This is a genomic window from Pseudomonas sp. NCIMB 10586 (genome assembly GCF_023127895.1).
In the GTDB taxonomy this organism is placed as follows: Bacteria; Pseudomonadota; Gammaproteobacteria; order Pseudomonadales; family Pseudomonadaceae; genus Aquipseudomonas; species Aquipseudomonas synxantha_A.
Genome location: NZ_SPKQ01000045.1, coordinates 223,355 through 238,324 on the forward strand (window position 1 = coordinate 223,355; position 14,970 = coordinate 238,324).

Here is a 14,970-nt window from a genome sequence, read left to right on the forward strand (position 1 = left end):
CTTTCCCTTCCTGTGCCTGGAACCCGACGGTAGACTCGCTGCCACGTGCGTTAAGTATCTACCACCCGATCGTCAGGGCTGTCCCGAAAGCGCTTGGGTCAAGGCACGCCATAACTACAAGGACGCTGTAGGCTGCCCAAGCGCGATGGCTTACTTCATTGAGAGGACAATGCCGTGCGAGAGGAACTGTTGAATGTACCTTTACCAAGACTGGATCGTTTGATGGCATTGCGCGACGCGCTGGTGGCGTTGAAGGGGCCACTGGCCGACGACGCCAAATTGCGCGAAAACCTGCATGAGCGCTTGTTCAATGAAGAGGCCAATAACCGGGTGCTGGGCAAACTCTGCACACCAGCGCCCACTGTGGCAGGCCCCATTACCTTCGGAGACACCCTTTAACTGCATAATATTTGCGTTTAACCTTCATTAATATGCAGTGGTGCGATCAGACCAACCTCGGCACACTGCACGGGTTCCTCCCCCAAATGTTGGAACGTTCAAAGGGCTGCACCGGGAAACCAGGCAGGCCTTTTTTTTCGCCCGCCGTTTATGGATCGTCTTTAAATGCTCGCTCGCTGGTTACCCGCTGCAATCAACACCCGCCCCGCTGAATGGAGTCGTGCCGGCATCGGCATGGCCTTGGGCACAATGTTCAGTGTCTGGGCTTGCGCCCAGGTATTCGGCATGGAGGTCGCCCTGCATTTGCTCGGCCCCCTTGGCGCTTCGGCCGTGTTGCTGTTTGCGGTGTCATCGGGAGCGCTGGCCCAGCCATGGTCGATCATGGGCAGTTACCTGTGTGCCGGCATCGTTGCATTGCTGGTGGCACGGGTACTGGGGCGAACCCTGGGTAGCGCGTGCCTGGCGGCGGGCATGACGGTAATCCTGATTTGTTGGCTGCGTTGCCTGCACCCACCGGCCGGTGGCCTGGCCATGACCCTGGTACTGGCCGACCCTGCGTCCATCGCCCTGGGCTGGCATGAACTGGCGCCGGTCATGCTGGGTGCCGGCGCTCTGCTGGGATGCGCACTGCTCTATAACAATGCCACGCGCACACGTTACCCCAAGGGGCCAGCCGAGCCTGCTCCTGTCGTCCTCGGCATTCAGCCCGTGAGCGATCCATCGATTACAGCGGCCGACCTCAAGCTGGCGCTGGCCGAAATGGAGCAATTTTACGATGTCGAGCCCACTGAGCTGGAACAACTGATCCACGCAGCAGAAGGCCATGCACGACGTCGCAGTATCGGTGAGGTCCTGGCCAACCGCGCGGCTTGATCCCTGCTGCATAAATGCAAAAACGACCTGCATGATTACCGGTTGTACTGGGCAAATTTGCACTGGTAGGATCGCGAGAAGGTTCGCCCGCGAACATCTTGATAAAGAACAATAAAAGCAGGGAGTTAGTGATGACTGCTCAGGTTTCATCCGAAGCAAGCCACGCCGATATTCAGCAGGAAGTACTGAGTGAAGTGCGTAACCATATCGGCCACCTCACCCTCAATCGCCCCGCCGGCTTGAATGCCATCACCCTCGACATGGTCCGCCAGTTGACGGCGCAGCTGCAGGCGTGGGCGGATGACCCGCAGGTTTATGCCGTGGTGCTGCGTGGCGCCGGCGAAAAAGCCTTCTGCGCTGGCGGCGATATCCGCTCGCTGTACGACAGTTTCAAGAACGGCGACACCCTGCACCAGGATTTCTTCGTGGAGGAATATGCCCTTGACCTGGCCATCCACCATTACCGTAAACCGGTCGTGGCACTGATGGACGGCTTCGTCCTCGGCGGCGGCATGGGCCTGGTACAAGGCGCGGATCTGCGGGTCGTCACTGAACGCAGTCGCCTGGCGATGCCGGAAGTGGCTATCGGCTACTTCCCTGATGTAGGCGGCAGCTATTTCCTGTCGCGTATTCCCGGTGAGCTGGGGACTTACCTTGGCGTGACCGGGGTGCAGATACGTGCCGCCGATGCGCTGTATTGCGGGTTGGCCGACTGGTCTATCGACAGCGCCAGACTCCCCGCCCTGGACAACAAGCTCGACCAGTTGCAATGGAGCGATTCCCCCCTCAAGGATTTGCAAGGTGTGCTCGCCAAACTGGCGGTGCAGCAATTGCCCGATGCGCCGCTGGCGGCCCTGCGCCCGGTCATTGATCACTTCTTCGCCCTGCCGGATGTACCTAGCATCGTCGAGCAATTGCAGGCAGTTACGGTCGCCGACACCCACGAATGGGCGTTGACTACCGCCCATCTGATGCAGACCCGCTCGCCCCTGGCCATGGCCGTGACCTTGCAAATGCTGCGTCGTGGTCGGCACCTCCCGCTGGAACAGTGCTTTGCTCTGGAGCTGCACCTGGACCGTCAATGGTTCGAACGTGGCGACCTGATTGAAGGCGTTCGCGCCCTGATCATCGACAAGGATAAAGCCCCGCGCTGGAACCCGCCCACGCTCAATGCGCTGGATGCCAGCCACGTCGAGAGCTTCTTCCACAGCTTCGCGCAGATTGAGAAATAAGCCATGCAAGATCTTGAATACACAGAAGAACAAATCATGATCCGCGACATGGCGCGGGACTTCGCCCGTGGCGAAATTGCTCCCCATGCCCAAGCCTGGGAGAAAGCCGGGTGGATCGACGACGCGCTGGTGGCGAAGATGGGCGAACTGGGCCTGCTCGGCATGGTGGTCCCGGAAGAATGGGGCGGCACCTATGTGGACTACGTGGCCTACGCGCTGGCCGTGGAGGAAATTTCCGCGGGTGACGGCGCCACTGGCGCCTTGATGAGTATCCACAATTCAGTGGGTTGCGGGCCTATCCTCAACTACGGCACAGCTGAGCAAAAACACACATGGCTGGCTGAACTCGCCAGCGGCCAGGCCATCGGCTGCTTCTGCCTGACCGAACCTCAGGCCGGCTCCGAAGCCCACAACCTGCGCACCCGTGCCGAATTGAAAGACGGCCAGTGGGTGATCAACGGCGCCAAGCAATTTGTCAGCAACGGCAAGCGCGCCAGGTTGGCCATCGTGTTTGCGGTGACCGATCCGGAACTGGGCAAGAAGGGTATTTCAGCGTTTCTGGTGCCTACCGACACCCCGGGTTTTGTGGTCGACCGCACCGAGCACAAGATGGGCATCCGTGCGTCGGACACCTGTGCCGTTACGCTCAACCAATGCAGCGTGCCACAAGCCAACCTGCTGGGTGAGCGCGGCAAGGGCCTTGCAATCGCCCTGTCCAACCTGGAAGGTGGGCGCATCGGTATTGCCGCCCAGGCCTTGGGCATCGCCCGCGCCGCCTTTGAAGCAGCGCTGGCTTATGCCCGGGATCGCGTGCAGTTCGACAAGGCGATCATCGAACATCAGAGCGTGGCCAACCTGTTGGCTGACATGCAAACGCAGCTGAACGCAGCACGCTTGCTGATCCTCCACGCTGCGCGCCTGCGCAGTGCCGGCAAACCATGCTTGTCCGAAGCTTCCCAGGCCAAGCTGTTTGCCTCGGAAATGGCCGAGCGTGTCTGCTCCAAGGCGATGCAGATTCATGGGGGGTATGGGTATCTGGAAGACTATCCGGTGGAGCGTTACTACCGGGATGCGCGGATCACGCAGATTTACGAAGGCACCAGCGAGATTCAGCGGATGGTGATTGCCAGGGAACTCAAGCACTACCAGCTCTGACTGACACACTGCAAAAAACTGTGTCAAACGCTGCAGTTCAAATGTGGGAGGGGGCTTGCTCCCGATGGCCGTGGTTCAGTAGCTGATGTGCTGACTGATCCACCGCCATCGGGAGCAAGCCCCCTCCCACAGCGTTTTACTTATCCTTGAACTCCGGCGCCCGCTTGGCCACGAATGCGGCCATGCCTTCCTTCTGATCCTGGGTCGCAAACGCCGCGTGGAACACCCGGCGCTCAAAGCGCACGCCTTCGGACAGGCTGACTTCAAAGGCGCGGTTCACGCTCTCCTTGACCATCATGCTGATCGGCACTGACTTACTGGCGATCAGGGCAGCGACTTTCAGCGCTTCTTCCAGCAACTCATCGGCCGGCACGATACGCGCCACGATCCCGCAACGCTCGGCTTCGACGGCGTCGATAAAGCGCCCGGTCAGGCACATTTCCATGGCCTTGGCCTTGCCCACGGCGCGGGTCAGGCGCTGGGTGCCGCCCATGCCCGGCAGCACGCCGAGATTGATTTCCGGCTGGCCGAATTTGGCACTGTCACCGGCCAGGATAAAGTCGCACATCAACGCCAGTTCACAGCCGCCACCGAGGGCAAAGCCATTCACCGCCGCAATGATCGGCTTGCGGCGGTTGGCCACACGGTCACTGTCGCTGAACAGGTCGTCCATGTAGATCTGCGGGTAAGTCAGCTCGGCCATTTCCTTGATGTCGGCGCCGGCCGCAAAGGCTTTTTTCGAGCCGGTGAGCACGATGCAGCCGACCTCTGGGTTGGCCTCCAGGTTATCCAGCGCCTGGTTCAGTTCGCTGACCAGTTGCGCGTTCAAGGCGTTCAACGCCTGCGGGCGGTTGAGGGTAATCAGCCCGACGCGGCCCTGGACGTCAAGCAGGATGGTTTCATAACTCATGTATCGGCTCCTTATAGATTGCGTGAGATGACCATGCGTTGAATATCGCTGGTGCCTTCGTAAATCTGGCAGACCCGCACATCGCGGTAGATCCGCTCCAGGGGGAAGTCGCTCAGGTAACCGTAACCGCCCAGGGTTTGCAAGGCGGCCGAACAGACTTTCTCGGCCATTTCCGAAGCAAACAGCTTGGCCATGGACGCCTCCACCAACGCCGGCTTGCCGCTGTCACGCAGGGCCGCGGCGTAATGCACCATCTGCCGGGCCACGGCAATTTGCGTGGCCATGTCCGCCAGGCGAAAGGCGACGGCCTGGTGCTCGATCAACGGTTTGCCGAAGCTTTCCCGCTCACGGGCATAGTCGCGGGCTGCTTCGAAGGCGGCGCGGGCCATGCCCACCGACTGGGAAGCGATGCCGACACGGCCACCCTCAAGGTTGGCCAGGGCGATCTTGTAACCCTCGCCCTCCTCGCCCAGGCGATTGGCCACGGGCACCTTCACGTCTTCAAACAGGATCTGGCACGTGTCGGAAGCATGTTGCCCGAGCTTGTCTTCGACTCGCGCCACGGTGTAGCCCGCAGAGTCAGTGGGTACGATGAAGGCACTGATCCCGCGCTTGCCCGCTGCCGGGTCGGTGACGGCAAACACAATCACGATCCCGGCGTTTTGCCCGGAGGTGATGAACTGTTTGCAGCCATTGAGCACATAGTGATCGCCTTCAAGGCGTGCACGGGTCTTCAAGCTGCTGGCATCGGAACCGGCCTGGGGTTCGGTCAATGCGAAGGCACCGAGCATGGTGCCACTGGCCAGGGGCGTGAGGAATTGGGCCTTTTGCTGGTCATTGCCGAATTTGAGGATCGGCACGCAGCCCACCGAGTTGTGCACACTCATGATGGTCGAGCACGCGCCGTCACCTGCGGCGATTTCTTCCAGGGCCATGGCGTAGGCCAGGTAGCCGGTGTCGCAACCGCCCCACTGTTCCGGCACCAACATGCCGAAAAAGCCCAGTTCGGCCATTTCAGCGATGGCTTCCTTGGGAAAGCGATGCTCGCGATCCCATTCGGCGGCGAACGGCTTCAAGCGTTCCTGGGCAAATTGCCGGGCGGCGTCGCTGATTTGCAGTTGTTCGTCATTGGGCAGCATAAGTCATCCTTAGTAGAGGCATTCAACGGCCATGGCCGTGGCTTCACCGCCGCCGATACAAATGGCCGCGACGCCACGCTTGAGGCCCTTCTGGCGCAGGGCCGACAGCAGTGTCACCAGGATCCGCGCACCCGAAGCACCAATAGGATGGCCTAGGGCGCAGGCACCACCATGCACGTTGACCTTGTCGTGAGGGATCGCAAGCTTGCTCATGGTTACCAGGCTGACCACGGCAAAGGCCTCGTTGATTTCGAACAGGTCGACGTCTTCCAGGCGCCAGCCAGTCTTGCTCATCAACGTGCGTATCGCCCCCACCGGCGCCACCGGAAACAGCCCCGGCTCATCGGCAAACGCGGCGTGCCCGTGGATCACCGCCAACGGCTTGAGGCCACGTTTATGGGCGTCCGACTCGCGCATCAGCAGCAATGCCGCGGCGCCGTCGGAGATCGAGCTGGAATTGGCCGCGGTGACGGTGCCGCCTTCACGGAACGCCGGCTTCAGGCTGGCGATCTTGTCCAGCCTGGCTTTAGGCGACTGTTCATCGTGCAGGATGGTTTTTTGTTCCTTACCCACGGTGACCTGCACCGGGACGATCTCGCTGGCGAAGCTGCCATGGGTGATGGCCTCCTGCGCGCGCGTCAGGGACGCGATGGCGAAGGCATCCTGAGCTTCCCGGGTAAAGCCGTTGTGCTCGGCGCAGTCTTCGGCAAAGGTGCCCATCAGGCGGCCCTTGTCGTAGGCATCCTCCAGGCCATCGAGAAACATATGGTCAAGCACCTTGCCGTGCCCCATGCGGTAGCCGCTGCGCGCACGATCCAGCAGGTACGGTGCGTTAGACATGCTTTCCATGCCGCCGGCGATCACCACATCGACGCTGCCGGCGCGCAATGAGTCGTGGGCGAGAATCGTCGCCTCCATGCCCGAGCCGCACATCTTGTTCAGGGTGGTGCAGCGGGTGCCCTTGTCCAGCCCTGCGCCCAGGGCCGCCTGGCGTGCAGGTGCCTGCCCGAGCCCGGCCGGCAGTACGCAGCCAAACAGCACCTCGTCTACCGCATCGGCGGCGATACCGGCGCGTTCAACGGCGGCACGAATCGCTGCGGCGCCCAGCTGCGGTGCGGTCAGGCTTTTGAGGTCGCCCTGGAACCCGCCCATGGGCGTGCGCACGGCGCTGACAATCACAATAGGGTCGTTCATACAGGCACTCCTTACTTGGCGGCCATACGCAAGGCACCGTCGAGACGGATCACCTCACCATTGAGCATGCTGTTTTCAAGGATATGTCGCACCAGCGCGGCATATTCGGCGGGCTTGCCCAGGCGCGGTGGAAACGGCACGCCAGCGGCCAGGGAGTCGCGAACTTCCGGAGTCATGCCGGCCATCATCGGGGTTTCGAAAATGCCCGGGGCGATGGTCATCACGCGGATGCCGAAACGCGCCAGTTCCCGAGCGGCGGGCAAGGTCAAACTGGCAATCGCACCTTTGGACGCGGCATACGCGGCCTGGCCGATCTGCCCATCGAATGCCGCCACCGAGGCGGTATTGATGATCACACCGCGCTCGCCGTCGGCATTCGCTTCGGTTTCTGCGATCGCCGCAGCGGCCAGGCGCAAGAGGTTGAAGCTGCCGATCAGGTTGACGTTGATCACCTGGGCAAAGCTGGCCAGCCCATGCGGGCCGTTCTTGCCAAGGATTTTCTCGCCGCGCACGACACCGGCGCAGTTGATCAGGCCATGCAAACCACCAAACGCCTCCACCGCTGCCTTCACGGCAGTTTCGGCAGCGGCTTCCTGGCAGATATCTGCCACGGTGCTACGAGCGTTGTCGCCCAGTTGCGTGGCCTTGGCGGCAACGGCGTCAGCGTTCAAGTCCACCAGCATGACTTTGGCGCCGGCCGCGATGAGCATGTCAGCCGTGGCCGCGCCGAGGCCAGAAGCACCGCCGCTGACCAGAAATACCTTGTTTTCAATCTGCATCGTTGTTTCCTTTGAAAGGGATCAAGCCACGGCCGCCTGGGCCTTGGCTATTTCCTGATTGCGCAAAATGAAGCGTTGCAGCTTGCCGCTCGGGGTTTTGGGCAAGTCGCTGACAAATTCGATTTCCCGTGGGTAAGCATGGGCAGCCAGGCGCTGGCGTACATGCAGGCGCAGCTCTTCGGCCAGTTCCGGGGTGGCGCGGTATTGCTCGCTGATCACCACGAAGGCTTTCACCAGTTCAGTACGCTCAGGGCATGGTTTGCCGACCACGGCGGCCTCGACCACCGCCGGGTGTTCGACCAGGGCGCTTTCGACATCGAATGGCCCCACGCGGTAGCCGGAAGTGGTAATCACGTCATCGCTGCGCCCGACAAAACTGATACTGCCGTCGGGGTTCAATTCCACCGTATCGCCACTGAGGTAGTAGTTGCCGACGAAGGCTTTGGTTTTCACACCGTCGTAGCCGGCAAACCAGCACATCGGCGATTGCTCGCGGTCGATGGCCAGAATGCCGGGCTGCCCGGCTGGCAGTTCCTGGTGGTTGTCATCCAGCACCACGATGCGGTGCCCGGGCGAAGCGAACCCCGCCGAGCCCACATGCACCGGATGCGTCAGGCCGTGGTGATTGCACAAGACCATGCCCAGCTCGGTCTGACCGTAGTGGTCGTGGATGGTCACCTCCAGGTTGTCGGCGAACCAGCGGATCACCTCCGGGTTCAACGGCTCGCCGGCACTGCTGACGATGCGCAGCTTGCCCTTGATTGAACGGGCGAACTGCTCGCCGCCGGCAATCAGCAATCGATACGCCGTGGGCGAGCCGGTCAGGTTGGTGATCGCGTATTTATTGATGACCCGGCAGGTGCTTTCCAGGGTGAACGGGCCGTCGTAGAAGGTAATCGGATGCCCCATGGACAACGGCCCGGTCACACCGAAATAGATGCCATAGGCCCAACCGGGGTCGGCGACGTTCCAGAACGCGTCTTCAGGGCGCAAGTCCACGGCGTCGCGCATATAGCCCTGGAACGCGACAATGGCTTTGAGCGGCACCGAGAGTGCTTTGGAGGGACCGGTGGTGCCCGAAGTGAACATCAGCAGGAACGGATCCTCCGCGCCCAGCAACACCGGCTCGCAGACGTTGGAGTAGTTGGGCAGCTCAGCCCAGAAGCTATAGTCGCCACGCACGATGCCCTCGCCCTTGGCGCCGGTGACCGTGACAATGGTCGGGCAGCCGGCGACTTCGGCCAGCTTGGGGCGGTTCACCGCGTCGGTGACCACCAGCGCCGCGCCGGAGCTGGTCAGGCGATGTTCAATGGCCTTGGGGCCGAAGGCGGTAAACAGCGGCTGATATACCGCGCCGATGCGCCAGGTTGCGAACACCACCACCAGCAACTCGGCCGTACGTGGCAGCAGGCCCGCCACCTTGTCGCCGCGCTTGACGCCCTGGGCCAGGAGGAAATTGGCGAAGCGTGCGGCCTGATACTGCAATTCAGTAAAGGTCGACGTGGCGCTGCGCCCGTCCCGCCCCTCCCAGAACAACGCGATGCGCCCTGGCAGCGCGTGGCGGTCACAGCACTCCACGCAGGCATTGAGCGCCTGCAGGTTGCCAGCCAGTGCGGCATCGACAGTGCGCTGATAATCAAACTCGGTGGTGGCGGCCAAATACTCACGCATCGTTTCAATCCTTCTGTATTTTTATTTTCAGGACTTTTTAACTGGATAAATCGGCTGAAATAGTCGCTCCAGAGCGTTGCAGGGGCAATGGTCAAAGCCTTCAACTTGGCTGACTGGTTTGGCCAATCCTGCTATCGGCGGCTACGCCGATCATTGGTCCCACCGATCAAACGGTCGATCCAAGTGATTGGACGCTCTGCAAGCCAGCTTCTACCCTGATGCCTGCACCCTCACAGAAGCCTGCCATGATCGTTCGCCCCAAGCCCAACCTGCTGGGCATCCTGTTTTCCCTCAAGGGCTCGATTGCCAAGCGCATTGCCTGGCGCAGCCTGTTGGTCACGCTGCTGGCTTCAGTCATCGTGCTGGTGGAAACCCTGCACCCCGCCTATTTTTCCAAGGTCAACGCTACGCCCTTTACCTTGCTGGGCTTGTCGTTGTCGATTTTCATGAGTTTTCGCAATAACGCCTGTTATGACCGCTGGTGGGAAGGCCGCAAGCAACTGGGGCAAATGATCATCGAGGTACGCTCGCTGATTCGTGAAACCCAGGTGCTCGGCGATACCCCCGAGCGGGCCGGGCTGTTGCGTGAGCTATGCGGTTTTGCCCATGGCTTGATCGCGCATTTGCGCCATGAAGATGAGGTACGCGCCATGCAGCCCTGGGTTGCCGTGCGCGCGAGCCACCCCAACTTGCCTGACAGCGTGCTGCAGATGCTCGGTGCGCGGTTGTGCGTTCTGGCCCGGCAGGGTGTGATCAGTGAATGGCGCTACACCCAGCTGGAAGCTCGGCTAGTCGGCCTCAGCCAGGTGCAGGCGTCCTGTGAGCGCATCAAGACCACTCCGCTGCCCTTCCCCTACACCTTGCTGTTACACCGCACCATTTACCTGTTCTGCATCCTGTTACCCTTCGCCATGGCCGAACCGCTGGGCTGGTTGACGCCGGTGTTCACTGCAATCGTCAGCTACACCTTCTTTGGTCTGGATGCGATCGGCGATGAATTGGAAGACCCGTTTGGCTTTGACGAAAACGACCTGCCGTGCGATGCCATCCTGCGAACCCTGGAGCGCGAGATCCTGGCGGCCCTCGGTGAAGTCGACTTGCCTGCTGCGCCGCAACCGGTGGAGTACGTGCTGACTTGACGCCGGTTTGACACTGGCCCTGCACTGACCGAAGCTGATGGCTTTGCACTAGCAACCACAGCTTTCGGACGCCCGCATGTCAAAGTCACGCCGTAACTCCATCATCGGCCTGTGCGCCCTGTTGTTGATCGTGTCGATCACTTGGTTTTTCTCTCGTCCCCCTCAAGTCACCGTGGCGCCCGCCATTGCCCACGGTTATTCCAAGGCGTTGAAACAGGCCCAAAACGGTGAGCCGGGCGCTGCGCGCGTGTTGTACCAACAGTTGGGACGGCCTGATCTGTCGCCTGAGCGCCGTGCCGCCCTGCACGCCCAATTGCCCAATTACCCCAGCCCCCAAGCGCTGAAGCTGGCGGATAAAGACCTGGCCGATGAATCTGCAATGGTTCGCGAAGCGGCGATCCACAGCATCGTCGGCCTGGTACCTAGCGGCCAGCGCACCCTGTTGCTCGGTCCGGTACTGGATGATCCCGAACAGGCTGTGCGCTTTGCTGCGGCCAATGCCCTGCTCGGTCTGTCGCCGGACACCCTGGGCTTGTATTTCGGCCCCTTGCAGCAGGTACTCGACGAGTTTGTGAAAACCCTCAAGGCCCAGCCCGAAACCGCGCAAGGCTGGATCCAACTGGCGCGCCTGTACATCCACAGCGCGATGCTGGCACCGGCGCAAGACGCTCTGGAACAGGCAATGCGCCTGGAGCCGGACAACCTGCAAGCAGGCGTGGCGCAAATCGAACTGCTGGACAAGCAAGGCAAGAGCGAGGAGTCGCGCCAACTGTTGGCGCAGCAATTGGCGGCGCATCCGGAGTCGGCCTACCTGCAACACGCCTTGGGCATGTGGTTGCTGCACCACGGCGAGCGCCCCTATGCCTTGCTCGGCCTGTCCAAGGCGGTGGAGCTTGAGCCGGACAACCAGGATTATCGCTTTGACCTGGCCACCACACTGCACGACCAGGATGAACTGGAGGCGGCCCAGCGCCAGTTGGAAGAGATCGTTCAGCGCCACCCGGCCAATCGCAAAGCACGTGTACTGCTGGTCAATTACTGGAAAGAGAGCGGCCAATTGCAGAACGTCCAGGTGCTGCTGGCACAGTTGGAGCAGCAGAACCCGGATGATCCAGCCTTACAGCAAGGCCTGTAGGAACGAGCTTGCGCGCTCCTACACGACTGCAATTCTTAAGAAACGTTGAACCGCCACATGCCGATACGGTCAAGTGAATATGGCGCGCCCCTTCGGCGTGCACCCAACTTGTACGTGACCTGAGGGCACTTCTTGTCTACATCCAATGCGCTTTTAAGTGAAAAGGCGGCCACCGGCATCGAAGGTCTTGATGACATTCTTTCCGGCGGGCTATCACGTAGCCATTTGTTTCTCCTTGAAGGTGAGCCGGGCACCGGTAAAACCACCGTCGCCCTGCACTTTTTGCAGGCAGGGGCGAAAAACGGTGAAAAATCGCTGTATATCACCTTGTCAGAAACCGAGCGGGAACTGCGCCAAGGTGCCAAGTCCCACGGTTGGGACCTGGACGACAATATCCATATCTTCGAATTGACCCCGCCCGAAAGCTTGCTCAATGCAGAGCATCAGCAGAGCTTGCTGTATTCCTCCGACTTGGAGCTGGGCGAAGCCACTCGGCAGATTTTCGAAGTGGTGGAACGCGTCAAACCGACCCGCGTGGTAGTCGACAGCCTGTCGGAGATCCGTCTGCTGGCGCAAAGCTCGCTGCGCTATCGCCGGCAAATCCTGGCGATCAAGCACTACTTCGTGCGTTATGACGCCACGGTGCTGCTGCTCGATGACCTGACCACCGAGTCTCTCGACAAAACCGTGCACAGCGTGGCTCACGGCGTCATCCGCCTGGAAGAGTTGACCCCTGACTACGGCGCCGAACGCCGTCGTGTGCGAGTCGTGAAGTACCGCGGGCAGAAATACCGGGGCGGCTTCCACGACTTCACCATCATGGGCGACGGTGTACATGTGTTCCCGCGTCTGGTAGCGGCCGAGCACCGTGGTGGCTATGTACGGCAAACCATGAGCAGCGGCATTGCCGAACTGGATGCCTTGATGGGCGGCGGTGTCGAGACCGGCTCCAGCAGTCTGATCCTCGGTCCGGCCGGTACCGGCAAATCCTTGATCTCGATGATTTTTGCCGCCGCCGCCGTAGAGCGCGGAGAAAAGGCGGCACTGTTCATCTTTGACGAAGAGATGGGTCTGCTGTTCGAGCGCATGAGGAACATGGGTATTGACCTGGAGGCTATGCAAGCTACCGGCAATCTGTTGATCGAACAGGTGGACGCGGCCGAGTTGTCCCCGGGTGAGTTTTCCCATCGGGTACGACGTTGTGTGGACGAACGCGGCATCAAGACGGTGGTAATTGACAGTATCAATGGTTATCAAGCGGCGATGCCGGAAGAAAATGCACTGATCCTGCATATGCACGAACTGCTGCTCTATCTCAACCGCCGCGGCGCTGCGACCTTTATGACCGTTGCCCAGCACGGCCTGGTCGGCGATATGCAAACCCCGGTAGACATCACCTACCTGGCCGACACCGTTATCCTGCTGCGTTATTTCGAAGCACTGGGCAAGGTCCGCCGCGCGATTTCCATTATCAAGAAACGCACGGGTTCCCACGAGTCGACCATACGTGAGTACCGTATCAGCAGTCGCGGCATGACCGTAGGCCAACCACTGGATAATTTCCAGGGCGTGTTGCGCGGCATTCCGACCTACATGGGCGCCGGTTCACCCCTGCTCAAGGAAGAGGACGTGTGACCCCGCCTCCTTCTGCCTTCGAACGAGCCATCATCCTTGCGCCCCTGGGGCGAGACAGCTCACTCGCGCTGATGATGCTCAATGAAGCCGGTTACCAAGGTGTGGTTGCCGGCAGTCTTGAGGATTTGTGCGCAGCGCTGAACGAGGGTGCCGGCCTGCTCATCATTGCGGCTGAAGCCTTGCGTGGCGTGAACCTGGAACCTTTGCTGGAGTTCCTGCACCGACAGCCGGCCTGGTCGGACCTGCCCATTGTGTTGATGACCCATCACGGCGGCAGTGAACAAAATGGCTCTTCACACTTGAGCGGGCTACTGGGCAACGTCACGTTCCTTGAGCGCCCATTCCATCCTGTGACGCTTATCAGTCTGGTCAGTACTGCACTGCGCGGTCGTCGACGCCAATACGAAGCGCGCGACCGGCTGATCGACTTGAGCCAGAGCGAACTGCGTTTGCAGCGCACCCTGGAAACCCTCGAACAGCAAGTGGAAGAACGCACTGCGCAACTGCGCAACAACGAAGAAGCGTTGCGCCAATCGCAGAAAATGGAAGCCGTCGGCCAGTTGACCGGCGGTATCGCCCATGACTTCAACAATATGCTCACCGGCATTATCGGCAGCCTGGAATTGCTGCGCAGGCGCGTGTCCCGCGGCAAGCTGGATGACCTGGACAGCCTGATCGACCTGGGCGTGACCTCCGCCAACCGTGCGGCCAGCCTTACCCACCGACTGTTGGCGTTCTCCCGTCGACAATCGCTGGATTCCAAACCCGTGCAGATCAATCAGTTGGTCATTTCCATGGGCGAGTTGCTGCAACGCAGCATCAACGAAAGTATCAGCTTGGACATGCGCTTGAGCGAGGTGTTGTGGACAGCCGAAGCCGACCCGAACCAACTCGAAAGCGCCCTGCTCAACCTGGTAATCAATGCACGCGACGCGATGCCCACGGGGGGCACGCTCAGGGTGGAAACCACCAATCGCCACCTCGACAGTGTCTTCACCGCCGCCTACGGCTCCCTGACACCGGGCGATTACGTAGAGCTGAGTGTCAGCGACAACGGTTGCGGCATACCGCAACACTTGATGGGCCGTGTGTTCGATCCGTTTTTCACCACCAAACCCATCGGCCAGGGCACCGGGCTGGGGCTGTCAATGATCTATGGCTTCGCTCGCCAGTCTCGTGGGCATGTGACCATCCACAGCGAAGTCAACAAAGGCACCACGGTCAGCTTGTTCCTACCGCGTTTTATCGGCGAGCCCCAAGCCCAGGAACCGCTCAATCCGACTTTGCTACCGTTTGCCAATGCAGGGGAAACGGTGTTGATCGTCGAGGATGACCCCGCAGTACGGGTGCTGGTCAGCGCCGTGCTCAAGGAACTGGGTTATGGGTTTATCGAGGCTGAGGACGCGAATACGGCGGTGCCAATCATTGAGTCCGAACAACGCATTGACCTGATGATCAGCGATGTCGGGTTACCCGGTATGAATGGCCGGCAATTGGCGGAAATCGGCCGGCAAATTCGACCTGAACTCAAGGTGTTGTTCATTACAGGCTATGCCGAACACGCAGCGGTGCGCGGTGGTTTCCTGGACCCAGGGATGCAGTTGATCACCAAGCCGTTTACGTTTGATTTATTAACGGCCACAGTACGGGAGATGATTCGGGAGTAAGGGCCTTTATCAGAACTGACAGCCCTTTCGCTGTGACGAAGG

Annotated in this window: 13 protein-coding genes; 8 read left to right on the forward strand and 5 right to left on the reverse strand. The window is 60.6% G+C overall.

Annotated elements, in window-relative coordinates:
- Positions 1-210: 210 nt before the first annotated feature.
- The 4 genes from E4P01_RS20895 to E4P01_RS20910 all read left to right on the forward strand — a co-directional run bounded on the left by E4P01_RS20895 (position 211) and on the right by E4P01_RS20910 (position 3,659).
- A complete protein-coding gene (locus E4P01_RS20895; protein WP_256584644.1) occupies positions 211-399 on the forward strand; it encodes a type VI secretion system contractile sheath small subunit in 189 nt (62 codons plus the stop codon).
- 165 nt (positions 400-564) lie between these two features.
- Positions 565-1,272: an HPP family protein gene (locus E4P01_RS20900; protein ID WP_216091388.1), complete on the forward strand. Its 708-nt coding sequence runs from the start codon at positions 565-567 to the stop codon at positions 1,270-1,272.
- Between the two features lie 131 nt (positions 1,273-1,403).
- Entirely contained in the window at positions 1,404-2,504 is a 1,101-nt protein-coding gene (locus E4P01_RS20905; RefSeq protein WP_005788310.1) for an enoyl-CoA hydratase/isomerase family protein, read from the forward strand.
- A gap of 3 nt (positions 2,505-2,507) precedes the next feature.
- Positions 2,508-3,659, forward strand: coding sequence for an acyl-CoA dehydrogenase family protein (locus tag E4P01_RS20910; protein ID WP_005788309.1), 1,152 nt, complete (start codon positions 2,508-2,510; stop codon positions 3,657-3,659).
- Positions 3,660-3,795: 136 nt separating this feature from the next.
- Here the strand turns inward: E4P01_RS20910 and E4P01_RS20915 are convergent, their stop codons facing one another.
- From E4P01_RS20915 to E4P01_RS20935, 5 genes are read right to left on the reverse strand one after another with little or no spacing between them, the layout of a single operon-like run.
- Positions 3,796-4,569 (reverse strand): enoyl-CoA hydratase, encoded by a 774-nt coding sequence (locus E4P01_RS20915; protein ID WP_032875347.1) that lies wholly within the window; start codon positions 4,567-4,569, stop codon positions 3,796-3,798.
- Between the two features lie 11 nt (positions 4,570-4,580).
- Entirely contained in the window at positions 4,581-5,708 is a 1,128-nt protein-coding gene (locus tag E4P01_RS20920; protein ID WP_032875350.1) for an acyl-CoA dehydrogenase, read from the reverse strand.
- 9 nt (positions 5,709-5,717) lie between these two features.
- Positions 5,718-6,902, reverse strand: a complete 1,185-nt coding sequence (locus E4P01_RS20925; RefSeq protein WP_216091389.1) for an acetyl-CoA C-acyltransferase — start codon at positions 6,900-6,902, stop codon at positions 5,718-5,720.
- 11 nt (positions 6,903-6,913) lie between these two features.
- Entirely contained in the window at positions 6,914-7,681 is a 768-nt protein-coding gene (locus tag E4P01_RS20930; protein ID WP_005788301.1) for an SDR family NAD(P)-dependent oxidoreductase, read from the reverse strand.
- A 21-nt stretch (positions 7,682-7,702) separates the two neighbouring features.
- The gene (locus E4P01_RS20935; protein WP_216091390.1) at positions 7,703-9,352 is read right to left on the reverse strand and encodes an AMP-binding protein; all 1,650 of its coding nucleotides are present in this window, start codon (positions 9,350-9,352) and stop codon (positions 7,703-7,705) included.
- A gap of 245 nt (positions 9,353-9,597) precedes the next feature.
- On the opposite strand from E4P01_RS20935, the gene E4P01_RS20940 reads away from it, so the two are divergent.
- From E4P01_RS20940 to E4P01_RS20955, 4 genes are all read left to right on the forward strand, one after another.
- A complete protein-coding gene (locus E4P01_RS20940) occupies positions 9,598-10,491 on the forward strand; it encodes a bestrophin family protein (protein WP_148853339.1) in 894 nt (297 codons plus the stop codon).
- Positions 10,492-10,567: 76 nt separating this feature from the next.
- Positions 10,568-11,626 carry a tetratricopeptide repeat protein gene (locus tag E4P01_RS20945; protein WP_078821360.1) on the forward strand — a complete coding sequence of 353 codons (1,059 nt, stop codon included), beginning with the start codon at positions 10,568-10,570 and terminating at the stop codon, positions 11,624-11,626.
- A gap of 132 nt (positions 11,627-11,758) precedes the next feature.
- Complete coding sequence (locus tag E4P01_RS20950) at positions 11,759-13,261, forward strand: ATPase domain-containing protein (RefSeq protein WP_216091391.1); 1,503 nt, start codon at positions 11,759-11,761, stop codon at positions 13,259-13,261.
- A 71-nt stretch (positions 13,262-13,332) separates the two neighbouring features.
- A complete protein-coding gene (locus E4P01_RS20955) occupies positions 13,333-14,928 on the forward strand; it encodes an ATP-binding protein (RefSeq protein WP_228309906.1) in 1,596 nt (531 codons plus the stop codon).
- The last annotated feature ends 42 nt before the right edge of the window (positions 14,929-14,970 follow it).